We start from the raw sequence: 22,702 nt of genomic DNA, 5'->3' as shown, positions 1-22,702 counted from the left end.
GTCGCGGCGACAGACGTCAGTCCCGGCCCTCGGACTCCTCCGCCAGGTCACTGCTGTCGACCCCGCCCGCCACATTGTTCAACGCCCGACGGTCCGAACGCTCGAGCGCGGTCTTGCGGTACACCGCGACGGTGTTCTGCGGCAACGAGTCGTCCGTGCACCCCACAGCCTCTCCGGGGTCACTGGCCTGCAGGTCCGTCGGCAGTGCGGAGAACATCGTCGTGTGGGTGATGTCGCGCCACTGGGCGGGGTCCGCCCCCTCCTCGACCGCCTCGGCGTAGAGCCCACGGAGTTCATCGCCCTTGTCCGGGTCGAGGACGTCGAGCAGCTCCCCGACACAACCGAGGACCACGTTGACCTCCCCTGCCTGCAGCATGTCCAGGCGGTCGGCACTGTCGACGTCCCGGAACTCCACCGGGCGGCCCGTGGCGGCGAAGGCGTCCTCGTAACTCCCGGCCAGCCGCAGTTGGACGGGGTCGTCGGTCAGCCCGAGGTAGATCGGGCCGGACAGCTCCTCGTCCATCCGCACCTGCGCCGGGCCGGTGACCCCTCCCGACGCGCAGCCGACGAGCCCGACGGATACCGTCACACCGACGACCGTCGCCAGGACGGCCCGTCCGTGCCGTCCCGCGCCGCGTCCCCGACGTCCCCGGCGTCCCTGCCGCCCTGACGACGCCGTCCTCCAGAATCGACTCACGCCCGTCTCCCGTCCGTCCTGCCGCACCCGACCATCATCTCACCACCATGCCACGGCATAGACACCCACCAGCGCAAGCCACGGCACCACACCCCAGGCCCGGGCCCGGTCGGAGAGCAGGGCGCCCGCGGTGGCCACCACCCCTCCCACCGCATGCGGGATCCACAACGGGCTGCCCAGCACCGCCAGGATCACGGCGATCCCGCACAGACCGCCGGCGATCAGTCGCGACATTGTTTCCTCCCGTAGGTCCACCGGTACCTCGACATCCGCCTAAGAATACCTGCACCCACCACCGCCGCAGAAGCGACGTCCGGCCCGTGGCGCAGGTTCACAGCGCGCGCACGGGATACTGTGCCGTAATCTCTAGATCCATGGACACCACACGGGTTTTCGCCGGACGTCTCGCCGGCATGCTTCTCCTCGGCGCGGACGGCGAATCACTGGGCCGGGTCCGCGACGTCGTCCTGACGATCCGGTCGACCAGGGCGGTCGCGCTCGGACTTGTCGCCGAAGTCGCCGGGAAACGCAGGATCTTCCTGCCCATGGGGCGCATCACCTCCATCGACCCCAAGGAGGTGACGTTGAACACCAGCTCGGTGAATATGCGCCCGTTCCGTTCGCGCGCCGGTGAGCTCACGGTGATGGACGACCTCATCGGCGCGAAGGTGCACACCGACGACCCCGAGTTCAGCCATCTCTCCGGGCGCGCCGTGGAGATCTCCGATGTCGAGCTCGAGCGCACCCGGAGCCGAGAATGGGAGCTGAGCCGCGTCGCGGTGATCACCCGCGGCCGGCTGGGACGACGCTCCGCACCGGCGGTCATACCCTTCACCCACGTCCACGGACTGTCCGCGTCCGGGACGGGGCCGCGTGACGTCGACGCCGAACTCATCGCCGAGTTCACCACGATGCGCAACGCCGACATCGCCCATGCGCTGCGTGACATGACCGCCGAGCGCAGGCTGCGGATCGCCTCGGAGCTCGACGACGAACGGCTCGCCGACGTGATCGCCGAGCTGCCCGACGACGAGCAGACCGAGATCGTCGAGGAACTCAACATCGAACGCGCCGCGACGATCCTGGAGGAGATGGACCCGGACGACGCCGCGGACCTGCTGGGGGAACTCCCCGGTGACAAGGCCGACGTCCTGCTGGAGCTCATGGACCCCGAGGAATCCGAGCCGGTGCGCCGCCTGATGAGCTTCTCCCCGGACACCGTCGGTGCGCTGATGACCTCCGAGGCGATCATCCTGACCCCGCAGGCGACCGTCGCCGAGGCCCTGGCGCACGCCCGGAATCCGGAGGTCCCGCTCTCGCTGAGTTCGCTGATCTTCGTGGTGCGTCCTCCCCAGGCCACGCCGACCGGCCGGTACCTGGGTTGTGTCCATCTGCAGAAACTGCTGCGTGAGCCACCGTCATCCCTGGTCGGCGGAATCCTGGATCTCGAGCTCCCCGCCCTGCACCCCGACGACACCGAGGAGACCGCCGCCCGCTACTTCGCGACGTACAACCTGGTCTCCGCCCCGGTGCTCGACGAGGACAGCCACCTCCTCGGGGTGGTCGGTGTCGACGACCTGCTCGACCACCTGCTGCCGGAGAACTGGCGCGACGAGGACTGGCGCAGCAACCGGACGGCCGTTTCGGCGTCCTCCCCCGTAACCACCGGACGAGAGTGAGTGCACCGTGCCCGACAACTTCTCGAGAACTGACCTCGACACTCCCTCCGCGGGTCCGCGACGCAGGCTCATCGCCTACAACGACGACGCTGTCGGCGTCGGCGCCGAGAAGGTAGCGCGGTTCCTGGGGACGGGACGCTACCTGATGTGGCAGACCATCATCGTGGTCATCTGGATCTGCCTCAACGTGGGTGCCTTCTGGTGGAACTGGGACCCCTACCCCTTCATCCTGCTGAACCTCGCCTTCTCCACGCAGGCGGCCTACGCCGCCCCGTTGATCCTGCTGGCGCAGAACCGGCAGGACGACCGCGACCGTGTCGCACTCAACGAGGACCGTCGACGCGCCGAGGAGACCAAGGCCGACACCGAGTTCCTCGCACGCGAACTCGCCGGGCTACGCATCGCGGTCGGCGAGAACGTGACGCGTGACTACCTCCGCCACGAACTCGACGATCTCGGGGACCTCCTCCGCCGGATCGAGGACAAACTGGAGGATCAGCGCAACGACGACCGCGTCGACAGGGCCGACAGGGCCGACGGCGCCACGCCCGACACCGGGCGGTGAACGGCCCTGACATTGGCCCTGAACTGGGGTGGGCGTATCATCATGGGCAATGTCTACTGTCACTGAATCAGCGGTTCGCAGTGCCCTGGCCACTGTGGAGGACCCGGAGCTCAACAAGCCCATCACCGACCTGGGGATGGTCAAGTCGATCGACGTCGACGGTGACCATGTCGCCGTGGAGATCTACCTCACCATCGCCGCCTGCCCCATGAAGTCCACCCTGACGACCCGCACGCGCGAGGCCGCCGAGGGTGTGGAAGGCGTCGCCCGCGTCACGGTGACCACCGACGTGATGAGCGACGAGCAGCGCCGCGAACTGCGCACCCGGCTGCGTGGTAGCGGCGCGGAGCCGGTCATCCCCTTCGCCCAGCCCGAGTCGACGACGCGGGTCTTCGCCGTGGCATCCGGCAAGGGTGGTGTCGGTAAATCGTCGGTGACCGTCAACCTCGCCACGGCGCTGGCCAAGCGTGGCCTCCAGGTCGGCGTCGTCGACGCCGACATCTACGGGCACTCGGTGCCCCACATGATGGGTTCCGACCACCGCCCCCACCAGGTCGACGACATGATCATCCCGCCGCAGGCCCACGGTGTGAAGATCATGTCGATCGGGCACTTCCTCGAGGGGAACTCCCCTGTCGTGTGGCGTGGGCCGATGCTGCACCGGGCGATCCAGCAGTTCCTCGCGGACGTCTTCTGGGGCGACCTGGACATCCTGCTGCTCGACCTGCCGCCGGGAACCGGTGACGTGGCGATCTCGGTGGCCCAGCTGGTCCCGAACGCCGAACTGCTCATCGTGACCACGCCGCAGGCGGCGGCCGCCGAGGTCGCGGAGCGCGCCGGGAGCATCTCCCAGCAGACGCGCCAGCGCATCGGCGGTGTCATCGAGAACATGAGCTGGATGGACATGCCGGACGGTAGCCGCATGGAGATCTTCGGTTCCGGTGGCGGGCAGGTCGTCGCCGATCGTCTCAGTGAGATCACCGGCGGCGAGGTCCCGCTGATGGGGCAGATCCCGCTGGACCCGAACCTGCGTATCGGTGGCGACCTCGGCAACCCGATCAGCATGTCGGAGCCAGACTCCCCGGCGGGGAAGGCACTGGGGGCGGTGGCCGACAAGCTGGCCACCCGCCGGCAGTCGCTGGCCGGCCGTCAGCTGAACCTCGGCGTCGCCGGGCAGTAGGCCTGCCCCCCTCCACACAGGGGCTCCGGGGCTGGCGTGCCACCGGTGTTGCCCGGGTGTGCCACCGGTGTTGCCCGGGTGTGCCACCGGTGTGCCCGGCTGTGCCCCCGGTCTACAAGGTGTCGTCGAGATTCCCCGGGTCCCGCCAGTCCCGCGTCTGTCCGGCCGGACGATCTGCCGGCGCACCGACCTCGTCCTGCTGCGGCAGCTCCACACGCGACTCGCCGGTGCCCCGGGCATCCCCGGCGGCAGGAGCCCCGGCACCACCCGTGCCACCGTCGGCGGGCGTGGCGGGGACCTCGCTCGGCCGTGGCGGGTTCTTCGGCGACGTCCCGGCGATCGTGGCGCCGGTCCCCCGCACGGCACCCGTCACGTCTTTGGCCGTCGACTCCAGGTCGGTGAGGAAACTGTCGTCGTCGTCCAGCAGGGTCTTGGTGATGAACCCCCGGGCACCCATCTGACGGACGCTGTTGAGCTGTGACAGCGGCTTGCGGAACTCCTCGAATTCCTCGCCGAAATCCTTGTCGAGTTCTTCCCTCGCATTGGCGATCGCTGTCCGCGCCGCGAGGAGCAGAGCTTTGAGGTCGGTGATCAACCTGGGCAGTCGTTCAGGGCCGACGACGATAATGCCCACGACAATCAGGATGAGGACCTCGCCCCATCCGACGCTGGAGAACACCAGACACGCCTTTCTCTTGACACTGGCAACGCTCTGATTCTAACCCCCGCTGCCCGGATCCGCCGACGGCGCCCGTCCCCTCCCCGACTTCGCACTTCTCGACGTCCGTCGCTGGACCTTCCGCGCCACCGCCGCCATCCGGCCGGTGATGCTGTCCGGCCGACGGCACCCGTCGATCCCGACCGCGTCATGGCCCGGTTCGGCGACGTCCCCCGCCGCACAGTGGTCGGGGATCTGGACCAGGCGGCTCAGCAGACTCCCGGAGACACGAACCTGGTCCAGCGGGATACTGCCACGGAGCAGCTCGGAGGCCTGCCGTTGCTCCCGGACCTCGTCCCGGCACTCCACACAGTGCACCAGGTGGATCCTCGCCCGGTGTTCGGCCCCACGGGTCAACTCCCCGTCGACCAGCGCAGCGACGACCTCCGGCGTCAGATGCCCTACATCCGACAGCTTATCGACTTCCGACATGACTGGGACCTCCTAGACGACTCGCACGCCGCGTGCCTCATCTCCCGTCGATGATAGCGCGACATCCGCTACGTCTGCGGGACATAACTGAGCTCGCCGGCCGACCGGGCGAGACCGGCGCGGAGCTGGGTACGGGCACGGTGGATACGCGAGCGAACCGTCCCCATCTTCAACCCCAGCGTGTCCGCGATCTCCTCGTAGGTCATGTCCAGCCCGTCACACAGGATGACCGCGACACGGAATTCAGGGCTCAGGTCGTCGAGCGCGCGTTCCAGCGCGGGGTCGAGGTTGTTCATCTCGAAGGCCCGCTCCGGGCCGACGCGGGTGCCCTCGACACGGTCGTAGTCCTCGGGCAGCGCCTCCATACGGATCGTTCCCCGGTGGCGCACCATGTCGAGGAAGAGGTTGGTCGTGATCCGGTGCAGCCAGCCGGAGAACGTGCCCGGCCGGTAGGACTTCAGCGACCGGAAGGCCCGCATGAAGGTGTCCTGGGTGAGGTCCTCGGCATCCTGCCGGTCACCACTGAGGCGGTACGCCAGACGGTAGACGCTGTCCGCATGTTCTTCGACGAGTTCGGTCCATGACGGGATCGCGCCTTCGCCACGGTCGAAGGCACCTGTCGCCCCGCCAGCGCCGGGGTCTGCTGCGGTGTTCATGGTTACCATCCTGACGCACGTCCATTACCTTTGTGTGCCCGGGCGCTTCGGATTCGCTGTGAGCACCTGGGCCCCCGATGGCTTTCACCCTCAAATGTATCTTGTGGGACAGCTGAATGTAAAGATGTAACTCACGCCCCACCAAGCACAGTTTTCCCACGTGGGGCGGTGACTGACCAGGGACAGGGCAGTGTCGTGCCGACGCGCCGGGGGCGGTCACCACATCGGCAGCTCAGCACACCTACAGTTACACCCGTGAACGCAGAATCCCGCTCCGCCCTCGACGCCGTCCGCGACTACGTCAACGGCACCGCCGCCACCGACGAGTCCCTCGACGCTGCCCGTGATTCCGCTGCCGAGTACGGGTTGCTCACCCCCGACGCCATGACCGGTGAGTTCCTCACGTTCCTGGCGGCGCAGATCACCACTCCGTCCCCCACCGCGGTGGTGATGTCCCCGGCGTACGGGGTGATCGGCCTGCACCTCTTCGCCGGCTTCGCCGACAACGGGCACGTCACCTGCATCGACCCGGAGGTGCAGCACCAGTCTCTGGCACGCAGTGCCTTCTCGTTGGCCGGCATCAGGCCGAACGCCTACCGGTTCCTGCCGTCGGCACCGCTGGTCGGCGTGTCCCGGCTGGCCACCGACGCCTACGACATCATCGTCTCCCAGTCGATGATCGAGCACCTCTCGGCGACAGTCGACGCCGCGCTGCCCGTCCTGCGCCCCGGCGGGGTGCTGGTGCTGCTGGATTCGTTGCTCGACGGCACCCTGGCCGACCCCGACCACACCGACCGCCAGACCCGGGCCGCCGCCGAGGCCGAGGCACACCTGCGGTCCCTCGACGGCATCACGGTGGCACGCCTGCCGTTGGGCGCGGGCTGCACCGTCATCACCAAGCACGGCGCCTGACGGCCGGGGGGTGGCCGGTGAGCGGCAGCACCGAGGTCCCTGACGGTGGTATACAGGGATGACGTGAACCGCTACAGACCTGAACTACACGTCACCGCGGAAGTCGGAGTCCTCGAGGCGCCCGCCGGGGCCCTGAGCCGGGGTGACTCGCTCCACGTCTTCCACCAGTTCCGGCCCCGTCCTGACAGTGGCGCCCGCTGGGCCCACCAGATCGCCTCGAACATCCCCTACGGCTGGGACGTGTGCGACGACGTCCTCGTCCCGCACGACGACGAGATCGACTGCCTGGCGGGGTCCGCCGTCCCCGTCGGCGACGGCGTCGAGCTGTTCTTCGTCACCACCGCCCCGGCCGGCGACGCCACCGCCTCCGGCCTGCGTTCCAACGCCCTCCCCCACGGCCACCGGGGCGACCGGACCTTCACCCTCCAGCGCGCCCGGATCGCCGATCTCGGGGCCGCGACCGCCGAGGTCTCCGACGACCCCAGCGTGGTGTCCCCCTTCGTCGAGCGCCTCGGCCCGGTGGACATCGACGACTCCGCCTGCCCCGTCCACGACCTGGCCACCCCGTCCGTGCTCCGGCACGGCGACGGGTGGACCATGGTCGCCCTCGATCTCATCGACGACGTCGACGCCCGCATCGTGGTGCTGGAGTCCGCCGACCGCCAGGCGTGGACGGTCCGCGGGGACCTCCGGATCACCGGTGACACCGTCCCGCACGGCCGGCCCTACGCCCCGCGTCTGACCCGGATGACCGACCTCGGCACCGGGGAGGAGCGCGACGTCCTGTTCATCACCTTCCCCGACGACGGCTCCGCCGGGACGGGGGACGGCGGCCGCGAGGTCACCGGCTACATCGTGGGCCGGCTCGACGGGACCACCTTCCACACCTCCACGACCTTCCAGCTCCTCGACCACGGCCACGACTTCACCCGCCCACGCCTGGTCCACGGGACCCGCCCGGTGCTCTCCGGGCTGGTGGGGGCGTACCCCCACAGCGGCCCGGGCGACGAACCAGCCACCTGGGCGAACTGCCTGTCGGTGCCGCGGTTCCTCACCCTGCGCGACGGTCACCTCTACCAGGACGTCATCGGTCTCCCCACGGCCGTACGGTCCTACACCGACCGAGCCGCGGTCTACACCGCCCAGCTCGACGTCGAGGCCGGTACCGCCACCGTGGACCTGCTGGACAAGGACGGCGGCGTCATCCTCAGCGTCGCCCATTCCGGCGGGCAGGTCTCGGTGACCAGGGACGGTGACACCCGTGTCGCCCCCCTCAGCGACGGGGACAGCGACACCCTGACCATCTTGGTCGACGGCCCGGTCTGCGAGGTCTTCGCCGACGGCGGCCTGGTGTCCCTGACGACGGCGCTGACCGGGCCACGGGCCTTCGACCGGTTCGCGGTCCGGGCCACCGGCGGCGCCCGGGTGCTGTCGGCCATGGAGTCCCTGGGCCGCCAGCTCCAGCGTCAGCTGGCGCACCTGGACGACCCCGCGGAGCAGGAGAAGCTCATCCGCGAGGCCGTCCTGGCCGACCGGGACCTCGCCGCCGGGATCGACCCCGGGGAATAACCCTGGGGAATAACCCTGGCTGCGGGGGCTCAGCCCAGGCCGGGGTCCCGCCGCAGGCGGGTGATCGCCGCCCGGGCCGTGACGGTCATGGTCTCCGGCAGCGCGGCGATGCGCTCGGCCAGCACCGTCGGGTGGATGTGACGGGCCGAGGGGCTCATCCCGATCTGTGCGGCGATCGACGCCTGGTCCAGGGTCATCTCGAACTCCACGCTCTCCGGCTCCCCCACCGGCACGAGGTGGCCCGAGGCCTGGGCGATCATCCGCTCCACCTTCCCCTCCTCGACGTCGATGATGCCGAGGGGCTCGCGCAGCTCCGCCAGGTGGCCGGCGTCGGCGGTGAGCACGATGACCTGCCCCTCCGGCGACAGGACCCGGGCGAACTCGGCGGCGTTACGGGGTGCGAAGATCACCGTCACCGCGTCGACGACCCCGTCGCGCAGCGGCAGGCGCGACCAGGCGTCCGCCACGACCGCGCCGATGTTACGGTGGCACGCCGCCAGCCGCTTCGCCGCGGGCACGGACACGTCGATGCCGACACCCCGGGAGTTCTCGATCGAATCCAGGGTGTGCGACAGGTAGTAGCCCGTGCCGGCCCCGATCTCCACGATCGCCGGGTGCGCGTCGTCGGCGACGGCGGCGTCGTCGAGCGCCTGGCCCACGTGCTCGGTGATCGACTCGACGAAGGGGGCGAAATGCCCGCCGGAGAGGAACGTCTCCCGTGCCTGGATCATTTCGGCGTCGTCGCCGGTGTAGCGCAGTCCGGCGCCACCGGCGAGGGTGACGTAGCCCTGGCGGGCCACGTCGTAGTTGTGACCGGATTCGGACACCAGTGTTTTCCACGCGTCGTCACCGGCGCGCAACGGGGTGCCGTCCACCGGGTCGGCGAGAAGGTCGATGACATCAGAGAGCACGGGTGCGGGGTCTCCCCTCGGTAGTGGAACGGGAAAAGCGCCGGATCGGCTACTTCCGGAACCACTCTACAAGAGTACGGGCCGCAAAACCCGTGCTACCCCGGCCGATGTCACCGCGCACGGAATCCGACCACGACGGCCCCGTCGTGTCGAGGACCGTGGAGGGCACGCCGTCGGCGAAGCGACGCAGGAACATCGCCGCCGTCAGTGCACCGGGGCCTTCGGGGGCGACGGTGACATCGGCCTCGCGGGCGGTGACGTTGGCCTCCAGGTAGGACGGGGTGGGCAGCGGCCACCACCGCTCCCCGACCCGTGCACCACGCAGCGTCACCCGACGGACCGCCTGCTCGTCACCGGTCACGGCGCCGGTCAGTTCACCGAACGCCGTCTTCGACGCCGTCGACACCGGCCCGACCACCACGACCCGTCGCGGCCGGTAGCGCCGGACACCCCAGGCCACGGCGTCCGCGAGTGCCAGGCGTCGGCAGATCTCCGCCGTTTCCGCGGCACTGCCCGCACCGGGGACCTGCGTCGTGGTCCCGTCGACGTGTTCGACCACCGTCCGGGCCCGCCCCGGGACGGAGACCGGCGGAGTGTAGCCGTGCACGGGCACCAGGCCGACGACCTTCCGCGGCCCCTTCAGCTCGGCCAGGGCACGGATCACCGCCGGCACCGTCGCCCCGCCGACCAGCAGGACGTCCGGCCGCTCGTCGGTGAGGTCGCCCTCGGCCGCGTCCGGGTCCCAGACCATCTCGACGAAACCGGTCTCGTCGTCCACTCCGGGGTCGTTCTGCCCGGGCCCTGCAGCGGCGGTGGCCAGGATGCCGCCGAACCCCTTGCGCTGCAACCAGCCGCGCCCGTGGGTCTTCACCCGGACCCCCGGCACATCGCCGAGGAACGCCTTGGCCTTGCGCCGCCACCATGCCGACGTCGCCGCCGGAGCCGGCACCGCGTCGATGTCCCTGGCCAGTGCCGTGGCCGCCCCGAGCACCAGCCCCCGGTGCACGGCGTCCTCGGCGCGCTCGGCCACCGGGTCACCGGCGAGCGCGGTCAGGTCGAGATGGACCGACCGGACATCGGCGGCCGGGTCCTTCCTGCTGGTCACCAGCTGTCGTCCGCCCAGCACGATGCCCTGGCTCAGATTGCGCAGGTTGTGCACGGTGGTGCCCTCCGGCACGCGGATCTGCACGGTATGCCGTTTCGCACGCACGGGGTGGCCGTCGACGAGTACCCCGAGCCGACGGACCAGTGCCGCTGCCACGGCCCGCCACCCGTCCTCGGCGAGGCGGGGTTCGTCGGAGAGCTCGGCCAGGTCGGTCAGGGCGGACGGCACCGCCGGCACCCGGACCTCCCACACGCCGTCGTCGGCCAGCTCCACGCCGGGACCGGTGTGACGTGCGTGCCCTGGGCGCGCTGCGTGTCCTGGGCCCCCTGTCTCCTCCGGCATCCGGAGGATCCGGCAGTCGATGACGTCGCTGCCGGTCACGGTGTCCCCCACCGTGATCTCCGGTACCGGCCGAGGTAGATTCGGGATCTTCTTCACTGTGCCCTCTCGTGCTGTTCGCCGTGCTCACCGATGACCGCGTCCTGCGCCCGTACCCGCCGGGTCCTACGGGTACGCCCCGGTGCCGGTGGCTCGCGGTCGAACACCGTCAGCACCAGGTAGACGAGGATCAGGCCCACCAGCAGTGACGCGATGACGGTGACGAGCAGATACATGGGAGTCGAGGATACCCCAACTACCGGTCGTCCGGACCGGCGCCGCCCGACATCCGTCCGGCCTGCTTCTCCAGGTTCTCCAGCTCCCGGAGAAGCTCTCTCCGCCGCTCCTCGAGTTCCTCGACCTGCCCCTGGTGGGCCTCCACACAGTAGGCGACGGCCTCCTCGGGCGAGTCGGTGAGCAGGAACAGGTCGGGGTCGCCCTCGGAGATCATCCCCTCGTCGACGAGCCGGCTGGTGATCCACTCGACCAACCCGCCCCAGAATTCGCAGCCCAGCAGCACGATCGGGAACTGTCGGACCTTCCCGGTCTGCACCATCACCAGGGCCTCGAAGAGCTCGTCGAGGGTCCCGAAGCCACCGGGCAGGCAGATGAAGGCCTGGGCGTACTTCAGGAACATCGTCTTACGGACGAAAAAGTAGCGGAAGTTCAGCCCCAGGTTCACCCAGGAGTTCAGTCCCTGCTCGTGCGGCAGCTCGATCCCCAGGCCCACCGACAGCCCGCCGTTCTCGGCCGCGCCACGGTTCGGGGCCTCCATCAGCCCGGGACCGCCACCGGTGATCACCGCGTAGCCGGCCTCCTTGAGCCGTTTACCGAGTTCACGACCCATCTCGTAGTACTCGTGGTCCGGCGACACCCGCGCAGACCCCCACACGGTGACGGCCTTGGGCAACTCGGCCAGCGCGCCGAAGCCCTCGACGAACTCGGACTGGATGCGCATCACCCGCCACGGGTCCGCGTGCAGCCAGTCGGTGTTGGGCTGTTCGTCCAGCAACCGCTGGTCGGTGGTGGAACCCGGGTACCGGGTGCCCGGGTAGACACCGTCGATGCCGCGGCGCATCACCGGCCCCTGGAAGGTGAAGGGTTGTGGTTCATGGTCGGCCATCGCACGTCACCGCGCCTTCCGGGTCAGGTAGTCGGTCAACTGGTCACTCACGGTCACGATCATCTCCACCGGGCAGTTCTCCTGCGGGGTGTGGCACAACCCCGGGTCGCCGGGGCCGAAGTTCACCGCCGGGATGCCCAGCGCGGAGAAGCGCGACACGTCAGTCCAGCCGAACTTCGCGCGGACGTTACCTCCGGTGGCCTCGACGAGCGTGGCCGCCGCAGGCTGGCTGAGGCCCGGTAGCGCGCCGGGGGCGAGGTCGTCGACCTCCACACTGAATCCCTCGGCCGGGGCCTCCGGGGTCCCGACGCCGAGGACGTCCAGCGTGTGGGCGAGCGCCTCCTCACCCGTACGGTCGGGCGCGAAGCGGAAGTTCACGAACATCCACGCCTCGTCGGGGACGGTGTTGGTCGCCACACCGGCCTCGAGGTGGACCACGTTGAGCCCCTCCCGGTAGTGGCAGCCGTCGATCTCGACGTCGCGGGGGCGGTAGTCGCTCACCCGCGCGATCACCGGCGACAGGCGGTGGACGGCGTTGTCGCCGAGCCAGGACCTCGCGGAGTGCGCCCGGGTGCCGTGCGCGGTCACCCGCACCCGCAGCGTCCCCTGGCACCCGGCCTCGATCACCGCACCGGAGGGCTCCCCCAGCAGCGCGACGTCGCCGGCCAGCCACTCCGGGTGGTGCCGTGCCAGGTGGCCGAGACCGTTGTAACGGGTCGCGACCTCCTCGCCCTCGTAGAGCACGAGGGTGAGGTCATGGGCCAGCCGGGGGTCCCCGGCCAGGGTCGCGAAGGCGTGGATGTACACCGCGTCGCCGGACTTCATGTCCACGGACCCGAGACCGTGGATGCTGTCCTGTCCGGCGTCGTCCGGACGCCGGACCGAGGGCAGGTTGTCCGCCGGCGGCACGGTGTCGATGTGGCCGGCGAGGATCACCCTGGTAGGCAGTCCGCGGTGCGTCCGGGCCACCACCGTGTTGCCGTGGCGGTCGACGGTGACATGCGGGTGCTCGGCGCGCAGCCCCTGGAGCGCGGCGTGCAGGGCGTCGGCGATGGCCTCCTCCTCGTGGGAGGTGCTCGGGATGTCGACGAGCCGGCGGGTCAGCTCCACCGGGTCGGCCGAGAGGTCGGCGGCGGTCAGTGGTGCGGAGGTAGGTGCGGAGGTAGACGGGGAATTCATCATCGTGCCACACACTCTAGTGGCCTCTGGCCTCGCCCGCCTGACGAGTGTGCGAGAATCCGGAAGTATGAGCACTCAGCACACCGACACCTCCACCGATTCCCGGGGTGCCTCACAGACCGAGGCCGGCAACCGGGACCTCGGACACAGCCTCAAGGTCCGGCACCTGACGATGATGGGCCTGGGGTCCGCGATCGGCGCGGGCCTCTTCCTCGGCACCGGTGTGGGCATCAGGGCGGCGGGGCCGGCGGTGCTGTTCTCGTACATCGTCGCCGGGGTCATCGTCGTCTTCGTCATGCGCATGCTCGGCGAGCTCGCCGCGGCCCGCCCGGCGTCGGGCACGTTCGCGACCTACGCGAAGATGGCGATGGGCCCGTGGGCGGGCTTCGCCACCGGTTGGTTGTACTGGTTCATGCTGATCATGGTCATGGGTGCCGAGATCACCGGCGCCGGCGCCATCATGGGCACCTGGTTCGGCGTGGAGGGGTGGATCCCGGGCCTGCTGTGCGTGATCCTGTTCACCGTGGTCAACCTGTTCTCGGTGCGTGGGTTCGGCGAGTTCGAGTACTGGTTCTCCTTCGTGAAGGTCGCCGTCATCGTCTTCTTCCTCGTCGTCGGCGTGCTGCTGATCTTCGGGTTCCTGCCGGGTCACGAGCCGGTGGGGGCCGACAACTTCACCCCGTTCGTCCCGAACGGGATCTCCGGTATCGCCGCCGGTCTGCTGGCCGTGGCGTTCGCCTTCGGCGGCATCGAGATCGTGACCATCGCGGCCGCCGAGTCGGAGAAGCCCAGCGAGGCGATCACCGCGGCCGTGCGCGCCGTGGTGTGGCGCATCTCGCTGTTCTACCTGGGCTCGGTGCTGGTGATCACCGCCCTGCTGAACTTCACCACCCTCGACGACGCCCAGGGCGCCGCCGACTCCCCCTTCACCCGGGTGCTGGCGATGGCCGACATCCCCGGCGTCGTCGGGTTCATGGAGGTGATCATCGTGCTGGCGTTGCTCTCGGCGTTCAACGCACAGATCTACGGGACCTCCCGGCTGACCTTCTCCTTCGCCCACCAGGGCAACGCCCCCCGGGTCTTCCGGAAGGTCTCGGCGCAGAAGGTCCCGACCGCCGCGGTGATCTGCTCGCTGGTCTTCGCCTTCATCTCCGTCGGTCTGCAGGTCTGGGGTCCGGACAACCTGATCAACATCCTCTTCAACGCCGTCGGCGGCTGCCTGCTGGTGATCTGGTTCATCATCGTGCTCAGCGAGCTGAAGCTGCGACCGCAGCTCGAGGCCGAGGGCAGCCTGAAGGTACGGATGTGGGCATGGCCGACGTTGCCGGTCATCACGTTGGTGGCGTTGGTGGGGCTCGCGGTCCTGATGCTCTTCGACGAGACCGCCCGCGACCAGGTGGCCACCGTGGCCGTGGCGTTCACCGCGTTGAGCCTGCTGGGGCTGTTCGTCACCCGCCGGCACGCCCGCAAGGTCGCGCAGAACGGGGATGAACCGGCGGACGCAGCGGCGGACGCAGCGTCCGCGCAGTAGCGGACGGCACCCCGCGGCACCCCGGGCGCGGCAGGTAGACTGGCTCACCATGACTGCCGCATATGGAACCGGAATCGCCACCCTGACCGCCGACGACACCGTCCTTGACGTGTGGTACCCCGAGTTCGGCCTCGGGGACGCCCCGTCGACCCCCTCCGACTTCTCCCACCTCGAGGGCGAGGACGCCGACCGCGGTGTGCGCCGCACCGTGGTGCACACCGTCATCGCCGACCTGGACGACGCACCCGCCGACGCCGCCGACGTCTACCTACGCCTGCACCTGATCTCCGGTCGCGAGATCCGCCCCCACGGGTGCAACCTCGACGGGGTCTTCGGCATGCTGTCCAACGTCGTGTGGACCAACTTCGGCCCGTGCGCCGTCGACGGCTTCGAGGCCACCCGGGCGCGGCTGGGACGACGGGGCCACGTGACCGTCCTGTCCATCGACAAGTTCCCGCGGATGGTGGACTACGTCGTGCCCACCGGTGTGCGTATCGGCGACGCCGACCGGGTCCGTCTCGGTGCCCACCTCGCCGAGGGCACCACCGTGATGCACGAGGGCTTCGTGAACTTCAACGCCGGCACCCTGGGCTCCTCGATGGTCGAGGGCCGTATCTCCGGCGGCGTCGTCGTCGGCGACGGTTCGGACGTGGGTGGTGGTGCGTCGATCATGGGCACCCTGTCCGGGGGCGGCAAGGCCGTGATCTCCGTCGGGCAGCGCTGCCTGCTCGGCGCGAACTCCGGACTCGGGATCTCCCTCGGCGACGACTGCGTGATCGAGGCCGGCCTCTACGTCACCTTCGGTACCAAGGCCGTGGTCTCCGGCGCCGTCGCCGAGGCGGTCGGCGCCGCTGACGGCGACACCGTGAAGGCCTCCGAGCTCTCCGGGATCTCCAATGTCCTGTTCCGCCGCAACTCCGTCACCGGCGCGGTCGAGGCCGTCGCCCGGACGACCGGGTCGGTGGAACTCAACGAAGACCTCCACAAGAACTGACCCTGCGGGCGGGCCCCGGACGTAGGACCGGTGTCCGGTCTACCCCAGCCCGCCGGCCAGGCGTCGGGCGGCGGCGACGACCTGCGCGTCCGTCGCCGTCAACCCGATGCGCACGTGCTCGGCGCCGGCGGGGCCGTAGAAGTCGCCGGGGGCGACGAGGATACCGATCCGGGCCAGCCGGTCGACCGTCTCACGGCACGGCCGGCCCTCCGTCGCCCACAGGTAGAGTCCGCCGTCGGAGTCGTCGATGCGCAGGCCGGCGGCCTCCACGGCCGCCGACAGCAGCTCACGACGCTTCCGGTAACGCTCCTTCTGCAGCGTCTCCTGCCCGTCGTCGTCCAGGGCCGCGACGCTGGCGGCCTGGATCGGGCCGGGCATCATCAGACCGGCGTTCTTGCGCACGCTGAGCAGCTCACCGATCAGGGCCCGGTCGCCGACGAGGAAGCCGGACCGGTAGGACGCCAGGTTCGAGGTCTTTGACAGGGAGTGGACCGCGATGAGGTTCGTGTGGTCGTCACCGCACACCCGCGGGTCGAGGATGGAGACCGGGGCATCCTCCTGCGACCAACCCAGGCCCAGGTAGCACTCGTCGGAGACGACGACGACATCGCGGTCCCGGGCGTACTCGACGACCTTGCGCAGGTGGTCGACCCCGAGGACCTTGCCGTGCGGGTTCGCCGGCGAGTTGATGAAGATCAGCGAGGGCGTCTCGGGCCCCAGCTTCAGCAGGGAGTCGCTGCGTACCGCCGTCGCCCCGGCGAGCCGGGCACCAACCTCGTAGGTCGGGTAGGCCAGCTCCGGGATGACCACGGTCTGGCCCGGCGTCACCCCCAGCAGGAACGGCAGCCAGGCGATGGCCTCCTTCGTCCCCACCACGGGGAGGACGGCGTCCTCCCCCACCCCGGCGACGCCGAAACGACGGTCCAGGGCGGCGACGATCGCCCGCCGCAACTCCGGGGTGCCGACCGTCTGCGGGTAGCCGGGCGCGGACGCGTTCTCCGCCAGCGCCAACTGGATCGACGGGGCGACCTCGTCGACGGGGGTCCCCACCGACAGGTCGACGATCCCCTCGGGGTGCGCGGACGCCACCTGCTTCGCGCCGGACAGCGAGTCCCACGGGAAATCGGGGAGCTCAGTGGACAGGGTGCGTCGTGAATGGCGCGGCATGGGGTTCATCCTCAAACAAACGGTCGCGTCGGCGGAGAGCCGGCTGGGGGCTAGTCCTGGTTCTGCGGCGGGAGGTTCTTGATCCCCTCCACGTCGAAGTCCTGCGGGCCGAGCTTCGCGGCTCCGCCGGGATCGCCGAGCTCATCGAAGAAGGCCACGTTGTAGTCGAAGTACTCCTCCCACTCGTCGGGGACGTCGTCCTCGTAGAAGATCGCCTCGACCGGGCAGACCGGCTCGCACGCACCGCAGTCCACGCATTCGTCCGGGTGGATGTACAGCATGCGCTTGCCCTCGTAGATGCAGTCGACCGGGCACTCTTCCACGCACGCCCGGTCCATCACGTCCACACACGGCTGCGCGATCACGTAGGTCATCTGATTGTCACCTTCTGGAGTTCGTCACTGTCTAGGGTTCTCACATTATCCGTCAGCATCCGCCGACGTCCGTCAACCGCCCCGGTGTCACCGGGTTACGGCCGACGGTGGTGCAGGGCACCTGCCCTGCAGTTGCCGGGCTCTGCCGAGCACTGCCGACCACTGCCGCCTGCTGCTGCAGCGATCTTCTCACTTCAACCTCAGTAATGCCCAACCGCCGCCGGCCGCCCCCAGCGGGAGGAGCAGCAGCGCCCACACCGTCCCGGCGAGGACCGTGTCACCGCCGAGTCCCGGGAGCACCGGCCAGAACAGCAGGAGAGCGTATCCGGCCAGCCACACCCACAGCGGGGCTGCGGCGACGCGCCTGTCGTCGGTCCACAGCAGGGCCGTCTTCACCAGCACGTAGTTGAACCACGGGGCGGCGAGGACCGGCCACGGGAAGGGCACCGAGACGTCACCGACGGTGATCCTCGAGCCCAGGTACAGGACCGAGAGCAGGATCGCCACCAGCGCGCCGACACACAGCCAGACGATCCCGGCGACGCGTTCCGCACGGGTGGTGTCCCGACGGACCTGCGGACGCTCCGGGTCACCCCAGTGCGGTTCGGCACCGGGGTCCACGGTGGACGTGTCGTCAGACGTCATCGGGGCACCTCCCTTCGGCAAATAGACAGTCTAGTCTGTCCATCGTCTCGGGTGACAACCTGCCCTGCCCCGGGAACTCGGCCCCCAGCGTGTAGCTCTCCGAGTCGAGGAGAGGCTGGGCGATGAGGTTCGACAGGCAGAACGCGGTCCGCCCGGCGGAGTAGCGCGGGCGGTCGTTGACGTCGGAGACGGAACCGTCGGCCACCCACAGCTGCGTCGCGTGGGCCGCCATCGCCCGGCGCTTCGCAGCGACGTCTCCCTCCGTGCCCTCGACCCGGACGTCGACGGTGTCGGCCGGCACCGTCGCCAACTCCCCGGGCGCGGGGAAACGCCACCCCTCGGGCGGCCCACCGGCCTGTGCCAGTTCCTCCAGCCCGGCCTCCACGCGCTCGCGTTCCTGCGCGGTCCAGTAGATCCTGACGGGGGCCCAGCGCCCCTGCTCCTCCGCGCGGGCGGTGGCAAGGTGGGTGATCTCGTGGGCACGGATATGGTCCGGGTGACCGTACCCGCCGTCCGGCCCGTAGGTGACGACCACGTGCGGGCGGAGGTCGTCGAAGAGTTCCATGAGCTGCTCCACCGCACGGTCCCCGGACTTCACGAATGCGCGGGGATGGTCGGCGGCGGGGGTCCCGACCATGCCGGAGTCACGCCACCGGCCCGGACCGCCGAGGAAGACCGGCCGGCCCGCGCCCAGTTCGGTGAGTGCACGCTGCAGTTCGGAGATACGGTAGCCGCCGAGCATGTCGCGCTCGTCGGCGACGAGGCTGGCGTACTTCCCGCCGATGACCTCGCCCTCCTCGCCGAGGGTGCAGGTGACCACGGTCGCCTCGGCACCGCGGCGGATCCAGTTGGCCAGGGCGAGTCCACCCCAGATCGACTCGTCGTCGGGATGGGCGTGGACGGCGACGATCCGCAGTCCTGCCAGGTCACCGCGTGCTGCTACGTCACTCATTGTCTGCCTTTCCGGTCGTGTCCGTGTCTGCACCAGTCTCATCGCCGGCGTTCTCGTCGCCGGTGTTCCCTTCCCCGGTGGTACGTGCACCGGCGCGGAACCATTCCGCGACGGAGACGAAGGGACCCGACCGCTCCCCTACCGGCCAGGAGGCGATCCTGCCGGGCGGGCCGACGAGGTCGGCGGACCGTCCGACCACGACCCGGTCGCCGATCAACGGCAGGGCCAGCGCCTGCCCCGACAGGTAGTCGGTGATCTGGGCGTCGCTGCCCTCCAGCAGCAGCCCGTCCAGTTCGGCGTCGCAGAAGCCCGACACGTTCGACGCCCGGGCGTTCGGTGCCGAGGCCTCGGCGTCCGCGCCGGACTCTGACGACGACGCTGACGACGCTGACGAGGTCCCAGACGGGGTCGCTGACCCCGACTCCGTCTCCGAAGCGGCCCCTGGTTCCGTCGCGGTGCCGGTGGCCAGGTCGGACTCGGTGGGCAGCTCCTGGGACGCGGACTGCACCGGGCGATCGGCGGCGTCGCAGGAGAACCCGCTGCGCAGGTCCGTCCGGGTGCGTTCGAGGTCCTGCCGGGCGATCACCGCATCGACCTGGCCCCTCGGCAGGAACGCCGAGTACAGGTCGGAGGCCGTCGGGGTGACCACCGTGGCGGGGACCCCGGCGGTGATGAGCTGGTCGACCACCCGTCTGGCGGCCTCGACGGCCTCGTCGTCCAGTGTGTCGGCGGCGATCCGCAGCGGGTCGGAGCGCGTCGCACCGATGACGCCCGCAGCGTCCTCGACGGCGCCGTGTCCGTGGAACGCCCCCGGCCCACTGTCCGGGGCAGCGGCGGCGGGGTCGCCGGTGACCAGCCGGGCGACCTTGTCCGCGTCGACGGTGGACAACAGAGCCCGTCGGGCGTCCGCGGTCTCCAGACGACCGGCGGCGACATTCGGCACCAGGTCCAGACGGGTGTCCAGGTCCACCGTGGTGGCGCCGACGGCGGGCAGACTGTCCAACGACTCACCGGTGACCGCGCCACCGCGGGTCGTGAGCATCTGGAACTGACCCGCGCGCAGCATCTGTGTCGCGGTGTCCAGGTCCCCCGACTCGGAGAACACGACCCGGTCGGTGCGGGCGGGCGAGGTCCCCCAGTACCTGGTGTTGCGCTCGAGCACGAGGTTCCCCCGGCCGGGATCGAACTGCCGCACGGTGTAGACCCCGCCTGACGCCGCCGGGAGGGTGCCGAGGACAGTGGTGAAGTTCCGGCCTTCGGCGCCGTAGATGTGGCTGGGCAGCAGGTGGGTGAAGAGCTCGCGCCAGTCCTGCTGCGGCCGGGTGAACGTGACGGTCACGGTGTTGCCGCCGGCGGACACCTCGAGGTCGGCGATATCGCCGTAGCCGGCGTTGTCGGTGGTGCCCGGCATGGTCGTCACCTGCTGCCACAGGTAGTGGAAGTCGGAACCGCTGATCGGGGTCCCGTCGGACCACTGGGCCCCGTCGGCGAGGGTGTAGCGCACCTTCGTGGGTGCGTCCTCTCCCCCGGCGAGTACGTCGACGGCGTCCAGCAGGTCGGAGTTCAACACCGTGCGGAGCCCGTCGTCGTCGACGGTGAAGGCGCTGGGCATGGTCAGGTCAGCCACCGCGGACGTCAGCATGGACCGGGACGCGACCAGGTGCGGGTTCAGGTCCGCGGGGATCCGGTCGACCCCCACCGTGATGGTGCGCAGCTCCTTGGGGACGGCCCCACCGCCGTCACCGCCGTGCCCGTCCCCGGACCCGCCGCGTTGCGCGTCGACCGCCTCCTCGGCGTCGTCGACGGTGGGCGCGTCGCCGGGGTCCGCCTGGCAGCCGGAGAGCACCAGTCCACAGACTGTGGCGACCGATGCGACGGCGATGACGGACGACGAACGCCGCCGGGACCTGTTGAACTGCTTCACCTGGCGACGGCTCCTCATGATCCGGGCTGCTGGACGGGATCGGCCTACTTGTTGCGGGCCTTCATGCGCGACAGGGCGCGGGCACGCTCGGTGGCACCGAGGACCGTCTTACGCACCCGGATGTTCTCCGGGGTGACCTCCACGCACTCGTCCTGGCCACAGAACTCCATGGCCTCGTCGAGGGTGAGGTTACGCGCCTTGGCCAGCGTCACCGTGGCGTCGGCGGTGGCCGAACGCATGTTGGTGAGCTTCTTCTCCTTGGTGATGTTGATGTCCATGTCTTCGTCACGGTTGTTCTGACCGACGACCATACCCTCGTAGGTCTGGGTGCCGGGCTCGACGAAGAAGTCGCCGCGGTCGGCGAGCTGGGTCAACGCGTACGCGGTGATCTGGCCGGTACGGTCGGAGACCAGGGAACCGTTGGGACGGCCCTTGATCTCGCCGGCCCACGCCTCGTACCCGGCCGAGTAGTGGTTGGCGATGCCCGTGCCACGGGTCTCGGTCATGAAGATGGTGCGGAAGCCGATGAGGCCACGGGACGGGACGGTGAAGTTCATCCGGATCCACCCACTACCGGTGTTGTCCATGCCCTCCATACGACCCTTGCGGCCGGCCATGAGCTGGGTGACGGCACCGAGGTGCTCCTCCGGCACGTCGATGACCATGTGCTCGTAGGGCTCCTGGAGCTTGCCGTCGACGGTACGGGTGACGACCTGCGGCTTACCGACGGTCAGCTCGAAGCCCTCACGGCGCATCGTCTCGACGAGCACGGAGAGCGCCATCTCACCACGGCCCTGGACCTCCCAGGCGTCGGGACGCTCGGTCGGCAGGACGCGGATCGACACGTTACCGATCAGCTCCTGGTCCAGACGGGCCTTGACGACACGGGCGGTGAGCTTGTCGCCGCCGCCACGACCGGCCATCGGCGAGGTGTTCACACCGATGGTCATCGAGATCGCGGGCTCGTCGACGGTGATGCGCGGCAGCGCGACCGGGTGGTCGGGGTCGGCGAGGGTGTCGCCGATCATGATGTCCTCGATACCCGACACCGCGGCGATGTCACCGGCGATGACCTCGTCGGCGGGCACACGGGAGACACCCACGGTGCGCAGGAGTTCGGCGATCTTGGCGGTCTTACGGTGCTCGACGCCGTCGGCGTCGTAGTGGATCCAGGACACCTGCTGGCCCTTGCGGATCGTGCCGGCGAAGACACGGATCAGGCCGATACGGCCCAGGAAGGAGCTGGAGTCCAGGTTGGTCACGTGGGCCTGCAGCGGCGCCTCGATGTCCGCGGACGGCTCGGGCAGGACGTCGTAGAGGACGTCGAAGAGCGCCTGCAGGTCCTCCGCCTCGGGCACGTTGCCGTTGCCGGGGTTCTCGGTGGAGGCCTTGCCGGCGCGCCCGGAGGCGTACAGGACCGGGAGGTCGAGCAGGGTCTCGGCGGCGGCCGCGGCCTCCTCGTCCTCAAGTGCCGAGGCAAGCTCCAGCAGCAGGTCCTGGGCCTCGGTGACGACCTCATCGATCCGGGCGTCCGGGCGGTCGGTCTTGTTCACGCAGATCATGACCGGCATCTTGGCCTCGAGGGCCTTGCCGAGCACGAAACGGGTCTGGGGCAGCGGCCCCTCGGAGGCGTCGATCAGCAGGACGACACCGTCGACCATCGACAGGGCACGCTCGACCTCGCCGCCGAAGTCGGCGTGGCCGGGGGTGTCGATGACGTTGATGACGAGGTCAGCACCGTCCTTACCCAGGCCGGCACGGCGGATCGCCGTGTTCTTGGCCAGGATGGTGATGCCCTTCTCCTTCTCCAGGTCCCCCGAATCCATGACACGGTCCTCAACCTCGCCATGGGCATCGAACACCCCTGACTGACGCAGCATTGCGTCGACGAGAGTGGTCTTGCCGTGGTCAACGTGGGCGACGATGGCGACATTACGGAATTCAGTCAGTGACACAGATCCTTCAGCTTCCTAATTGGGAGTCAGTCGTGGTCGGGGGCCCGGGACCCCTC

Annotated in this window: 23 protein-coding genes; 7 read left to right on the top strand and 16 right to left on the bottom strand. The window is 69.7% G+C overall.

What is annotated here, in order from left to right:
- Positions 1-16 precede the first annotated feature (16 nt).
- Both MUN33_RS11415 and MUN33_RS11410 read right to left on the bottom strand, forming a co-directional pair.
- On the bottom strand, positions 17-697 hold the full coding sequence (locus MUN33_RS11415; RefSeq protein ID WP_244805039.1) for a hypothetical protein: 681 nt from the start codon (positions 695-697) through the stop codon (positions 17-19).
- 39 nt (positions 698-736) lie between these two features.
- Positions 737-931, bottom strand: a complete 195-nt coding sequence (locus MUN33_RS11410; protein WP_244805038.1) for a hypothetical protein — start codon at positions 929-931, stop codon at positions 737-739.
- Positions 932-1,071: 140 nt separating this feature from the next.
- On the opposite strand from MUN33_RS11410, the gene MUN33_RS11405 reads away from it, so the two are divergent.
- Genes MUN33_RS11405 through MUN33_RS11395 form a run of 3 tightly spaced genes read left to right on the top strand, consistent with a single transcriptional unit; the run spans position 1,072 to position 4,121 of the window.
- Positions 1,072-2,376 (top strand): magnesium transporter MgtE N-terminal domain-containing protein, encoded by a 1,305-nt coding sequence (locus MUN33_RS11405; protein WP_244805037.1) that lies wholly within the window; start codon positions 1,072-1,074, stop codon positions 2,374-2,376.
- Positions 2,377-2,383: 7 nt separating this feature from the next.
- Entirely contained in the window at positions 2,384-2,941 is a 558-nt protein-coding gene (locus MUN33_RS11400) for a DUF1003 domain-containing protein (protein ID WP_244805036.1), read from the top strand.
- A gap of 49 nt (positions 2,942-2,990) precedes the next feature.
- The gene (locus tag MUN33_RS11395; RefSeq protein ID WP_244805035.1) at positions 2,991-4,121 is read left to right on the top strand and encodes an Mrp/NBP35 family ATP-binding protein; all 1,131 of its coding nucleotides are present in this window, start codon (positions 2,991-2,993) and stop codon (positions 4,119-4,121) included.
- Positions 4,122-4,233: 112 nt separating this feature from the next.
- Here MUN33_RS11395 and MUN33_RS14255 read toward each other — a convergent pair whose 3' ends face one another.
- From MUN33_RS14255 to sigE, 3 genes are all read right to left on the bottom strand, one after another.
- A complete protein-coding gene (locus MUN33_RS14255; RefSeq protein WP_369414963.1) occupies positions 4,234-4,800 on the bottom strand; it encodes a twin-arginine translocase TatA/TatE family subunit in 567 nt (188 codons plus the stop codon).
- A gap of 39 nt (positions 4,801-4,839) precedes the next feature.
- The gene (locus tag MUN33_RS11385) at positions 4,840-5,271 is read right to left on the bottom strand and encodes an anti-sigma factor family protein (RefSeq protein ID WP_244805034.1); all 432 of its coding nucleotides are present in this window, start codon (positions 5,269-5,271) and stop codon (positions 4,840-4,842) included.
- Positions 5,272-5,339: 68 nt separating this feature from the next.
- Positions 5,340-5,927 carry an RNA polymerase sigma factor SigE gene (gene sigE, locus MUN33_RS11380; protein ID WP_244805033.1) on the bottom strand — a complete coding sequence of 196 codons (588 nt, stop codon included), beginning with the start codon at positions 5,925-5,927 and terminating at the stop codon, positions 5,340-5,342.
- Between the two features lie 255 nt (positions 5,928-6,182).
- On the opposite strand from sigE, the gene MUN33_RS11375 reads away from it, so the two are divergent.
- Positions 6,183-6,839, top strand: a complete 657-nt coding sequence (locus MUN33_RS11375) for an O-methyltransferase (protein WP_244805032.1) — start codon at positions 6,183-6,185, stop codon at positions 6,837-6,839.
- A 63-nt stretch (positions 6,840-6,902) separates the two neighbouring features.
- Positions 6,903-8,408 carry a glycoside hydrolase family 32 protein gene (locus MUN33_RS11370; protein ID WP_244805031.1) on the top strand — a complete coding sequence of 502 codons (1,506 nt, stop codon included), beginning with the start codon at positions 6,903-6,905 and terminating at the stop codon, positions 8,406-8,408.
- A gap of 29 nt (positions 8,409-8,437) precedes the next feature.
- Here MUN33_RS11370 and MUN33_RS11365 read toward each other — a convergent pair whose 3' ends face one another.
- The 5 genes from MUN33_RS11365 to dapE are packed head-to-tail and all read right to left on the bottom strand — an operon-like array spanning position 8,438 to position 13,107.
- Complete coding sequence (locus MUN33_RS11365) at positions 8,438-9,319, bottom strand: methyltransferase domain-containing protein (protein ID WP_244805030.1); 882 nt, start codon at positions 9,317-9,319, stop codon at positions 8,438-8,440.
- Between the two features lie 49 nt (positions 9,320-9,368).
- Positions 9,369-10,805 (bottom strand): aminopeptidase, encoded by a 1,437-nt coding sequence (locus tag MUN33_RS11360; protein ID WP_244805029.1) that lies wholly within the window; start codon positions 10,803-10,805, stop codon positions 9,369-9,371.
- Between the two features lie 53 nt (positions 10,806-10,858).
- On the bottom strand, positions 10,859-11,038 hold the full coding sequence (locus tag MUN33_RS11355) for a hypothetical protein (RefSeq protein ID WP_244805028.1): 180 nt from the start codon (positions 11,036-11,038) through the stop codon (positions 10,859-10,861).
- Between the two features lie 20 nt (positions 11,039-11,058).
- Positions 11,059-11,925: an LOG family protein gene (locus MUN33_RS11350; protein WP_439647857.1), complete on the bottom strand. Its 867-nt coding sequence runs from the start codon at positions 11,923-11,925 to the stop codon at positions 11,059-11,061.
- A 6-nt stretch (positions 11,926-11,931) separates the two neighbouring features.
- Positions 11,932-13,107, bottom strand: coding sequence for a succinyl-diaminopimelate desuccinylase (dapE, locus tag MUN33_RS11345; protein ID WP_244805027.1), 1,176 nt, complete (start codon positions 13,105-13,107; stop codon positions 11,932-11,934).
- Positions 13,108-13,171: 64 nt separating this feature from the next.
- Between dapE and MUN33_RS11340 the strand changes: the two genes are divergently transcribed.
- Positions 13,172-14,635 carry an amino acid permease gene (locus MUN33_RS11340; protein WP_305037388.1) on the top strand — a complete coding sequence of 488 codons (1,464 nt, stop codon included), beginning with the start codon at positions 13,172-13,174 and terminating at the stop codon, positions 14,633-14,635.
- A gap of 49 nt (positions 14,636-14,684) precedes the next feature.
- Entirely contained in the window at positions 14,685-15,629 is a 945-nt protein-coding gene (gene dapD / locus MUN33_RS11335; protein WP_244805026.1) for a 2,3,4,5-tetrahydropyridine-2,6-dicarboxylate N-succinyltransferase, read from the top strand.
- A 39-nt stretch (positions 15,630-15,668) separates the two neighbouring features.
- On the opposite strand, the gene dapC is transcribed toward dapD, so the two are convergent.
- The 6 genes from dapC to typA all read right to left on the bottom strand — a co-directional run bounded on the left by dapC (position 15,669) and on the right by typA (position 22,646).
- Complete coding sequence (gene dapC, locus MUN33_RS11330) at positions 15,669-16,796, bottom strand: succinyldiaminopimelate transaminase (protein ID WP_244805025.1); 1,128 nt, start codon at positions 16,794-16,796, stop codon at positions 15,669-15,671.
- A gap of 50 nt (positions 16,797-16,846) precedes the next feature.
- The gene (gene fdxA, locus MUN33_RS11325; RefSeq protein WP_244805024.1) at positions 16,847-17,170 is read right to left on the bottom strand and encodes a ferredoxin; all 324 of its coding nucleotides are present in this window, start codon (positions 17,168-17,170) and stop codon (positions 16,847-16,849) included.
- 189 nt (positions 17,171-17,359) lie between these two features.
- Entirely contained in the window at positions 17,360-17,815 is a 456-nt protein-coding gene (locus MUN33_RS11320) for a hypothetical protein (RefSeq protein WP_244805023.1), read from the bottom strand.
- Complete coding sequence (gene mshB, locus MUN33_RS11315) at positions 17,805-18,767, bottom strand: N-acetyl-1-D-myo-inositol-2-amino-2-deoxy-alpha-D-glucopyranoside deacetylase (RefSeq protein ID WP_244805022.1); 963 nt, start codon at positions 18,765-18,767, stop codon at positions 17,805-17,807. The genes MUN33_RS11320 and mshB overlap by 11 nt, the downstream gene beginning before the upstream one ends.
- The gene (locus tag MUN33_RS11310; protein ID WP_244805021.1) at positions 18,760-20,691 is read right to left on the bottom strand and encodes an ABC transporter substrate-binding protein; all 1,932 of its coding nucleotides are present in this window, start codon (positions 20,689-20,691) and stop codon (positions 18,760-18,762) included. Before MUN33_RS11310 ends, mshB begins: the two co-directional genes overlap by 8 nt.
- A 44-nt stretch (positions 20,692-20,735) precedes the next feature.
- Positions 20,736-22,646: a translational GTPase TypA gene (typA, locus tag MUN33_RS11305; protein WP_244805020.1), complete on the bottom strand. Its 1,911-nt coding sequence runs from the start codon at positions 22,644-22,646 to the stop codon at positions 20,736-20,738.
- Positions 22,647-22,702: the final 56 nt, after the last annotated feature.

The organism is Corynebacterium kalidii (genome assembly GCF_022869005.1).
Taxonomy (GTDB): Bacteria; Actinomycetota; Actinomycetes; order Mycobacteriales; family Mycobacteriaceae; genus Corynebacterium; species Corynebacterium kalidii.
The sequence above is the reverse complement of the archived record's forward strand: the minus strand, read 5'-3'. Positions and strand labels throughout refer to the sequence as shown.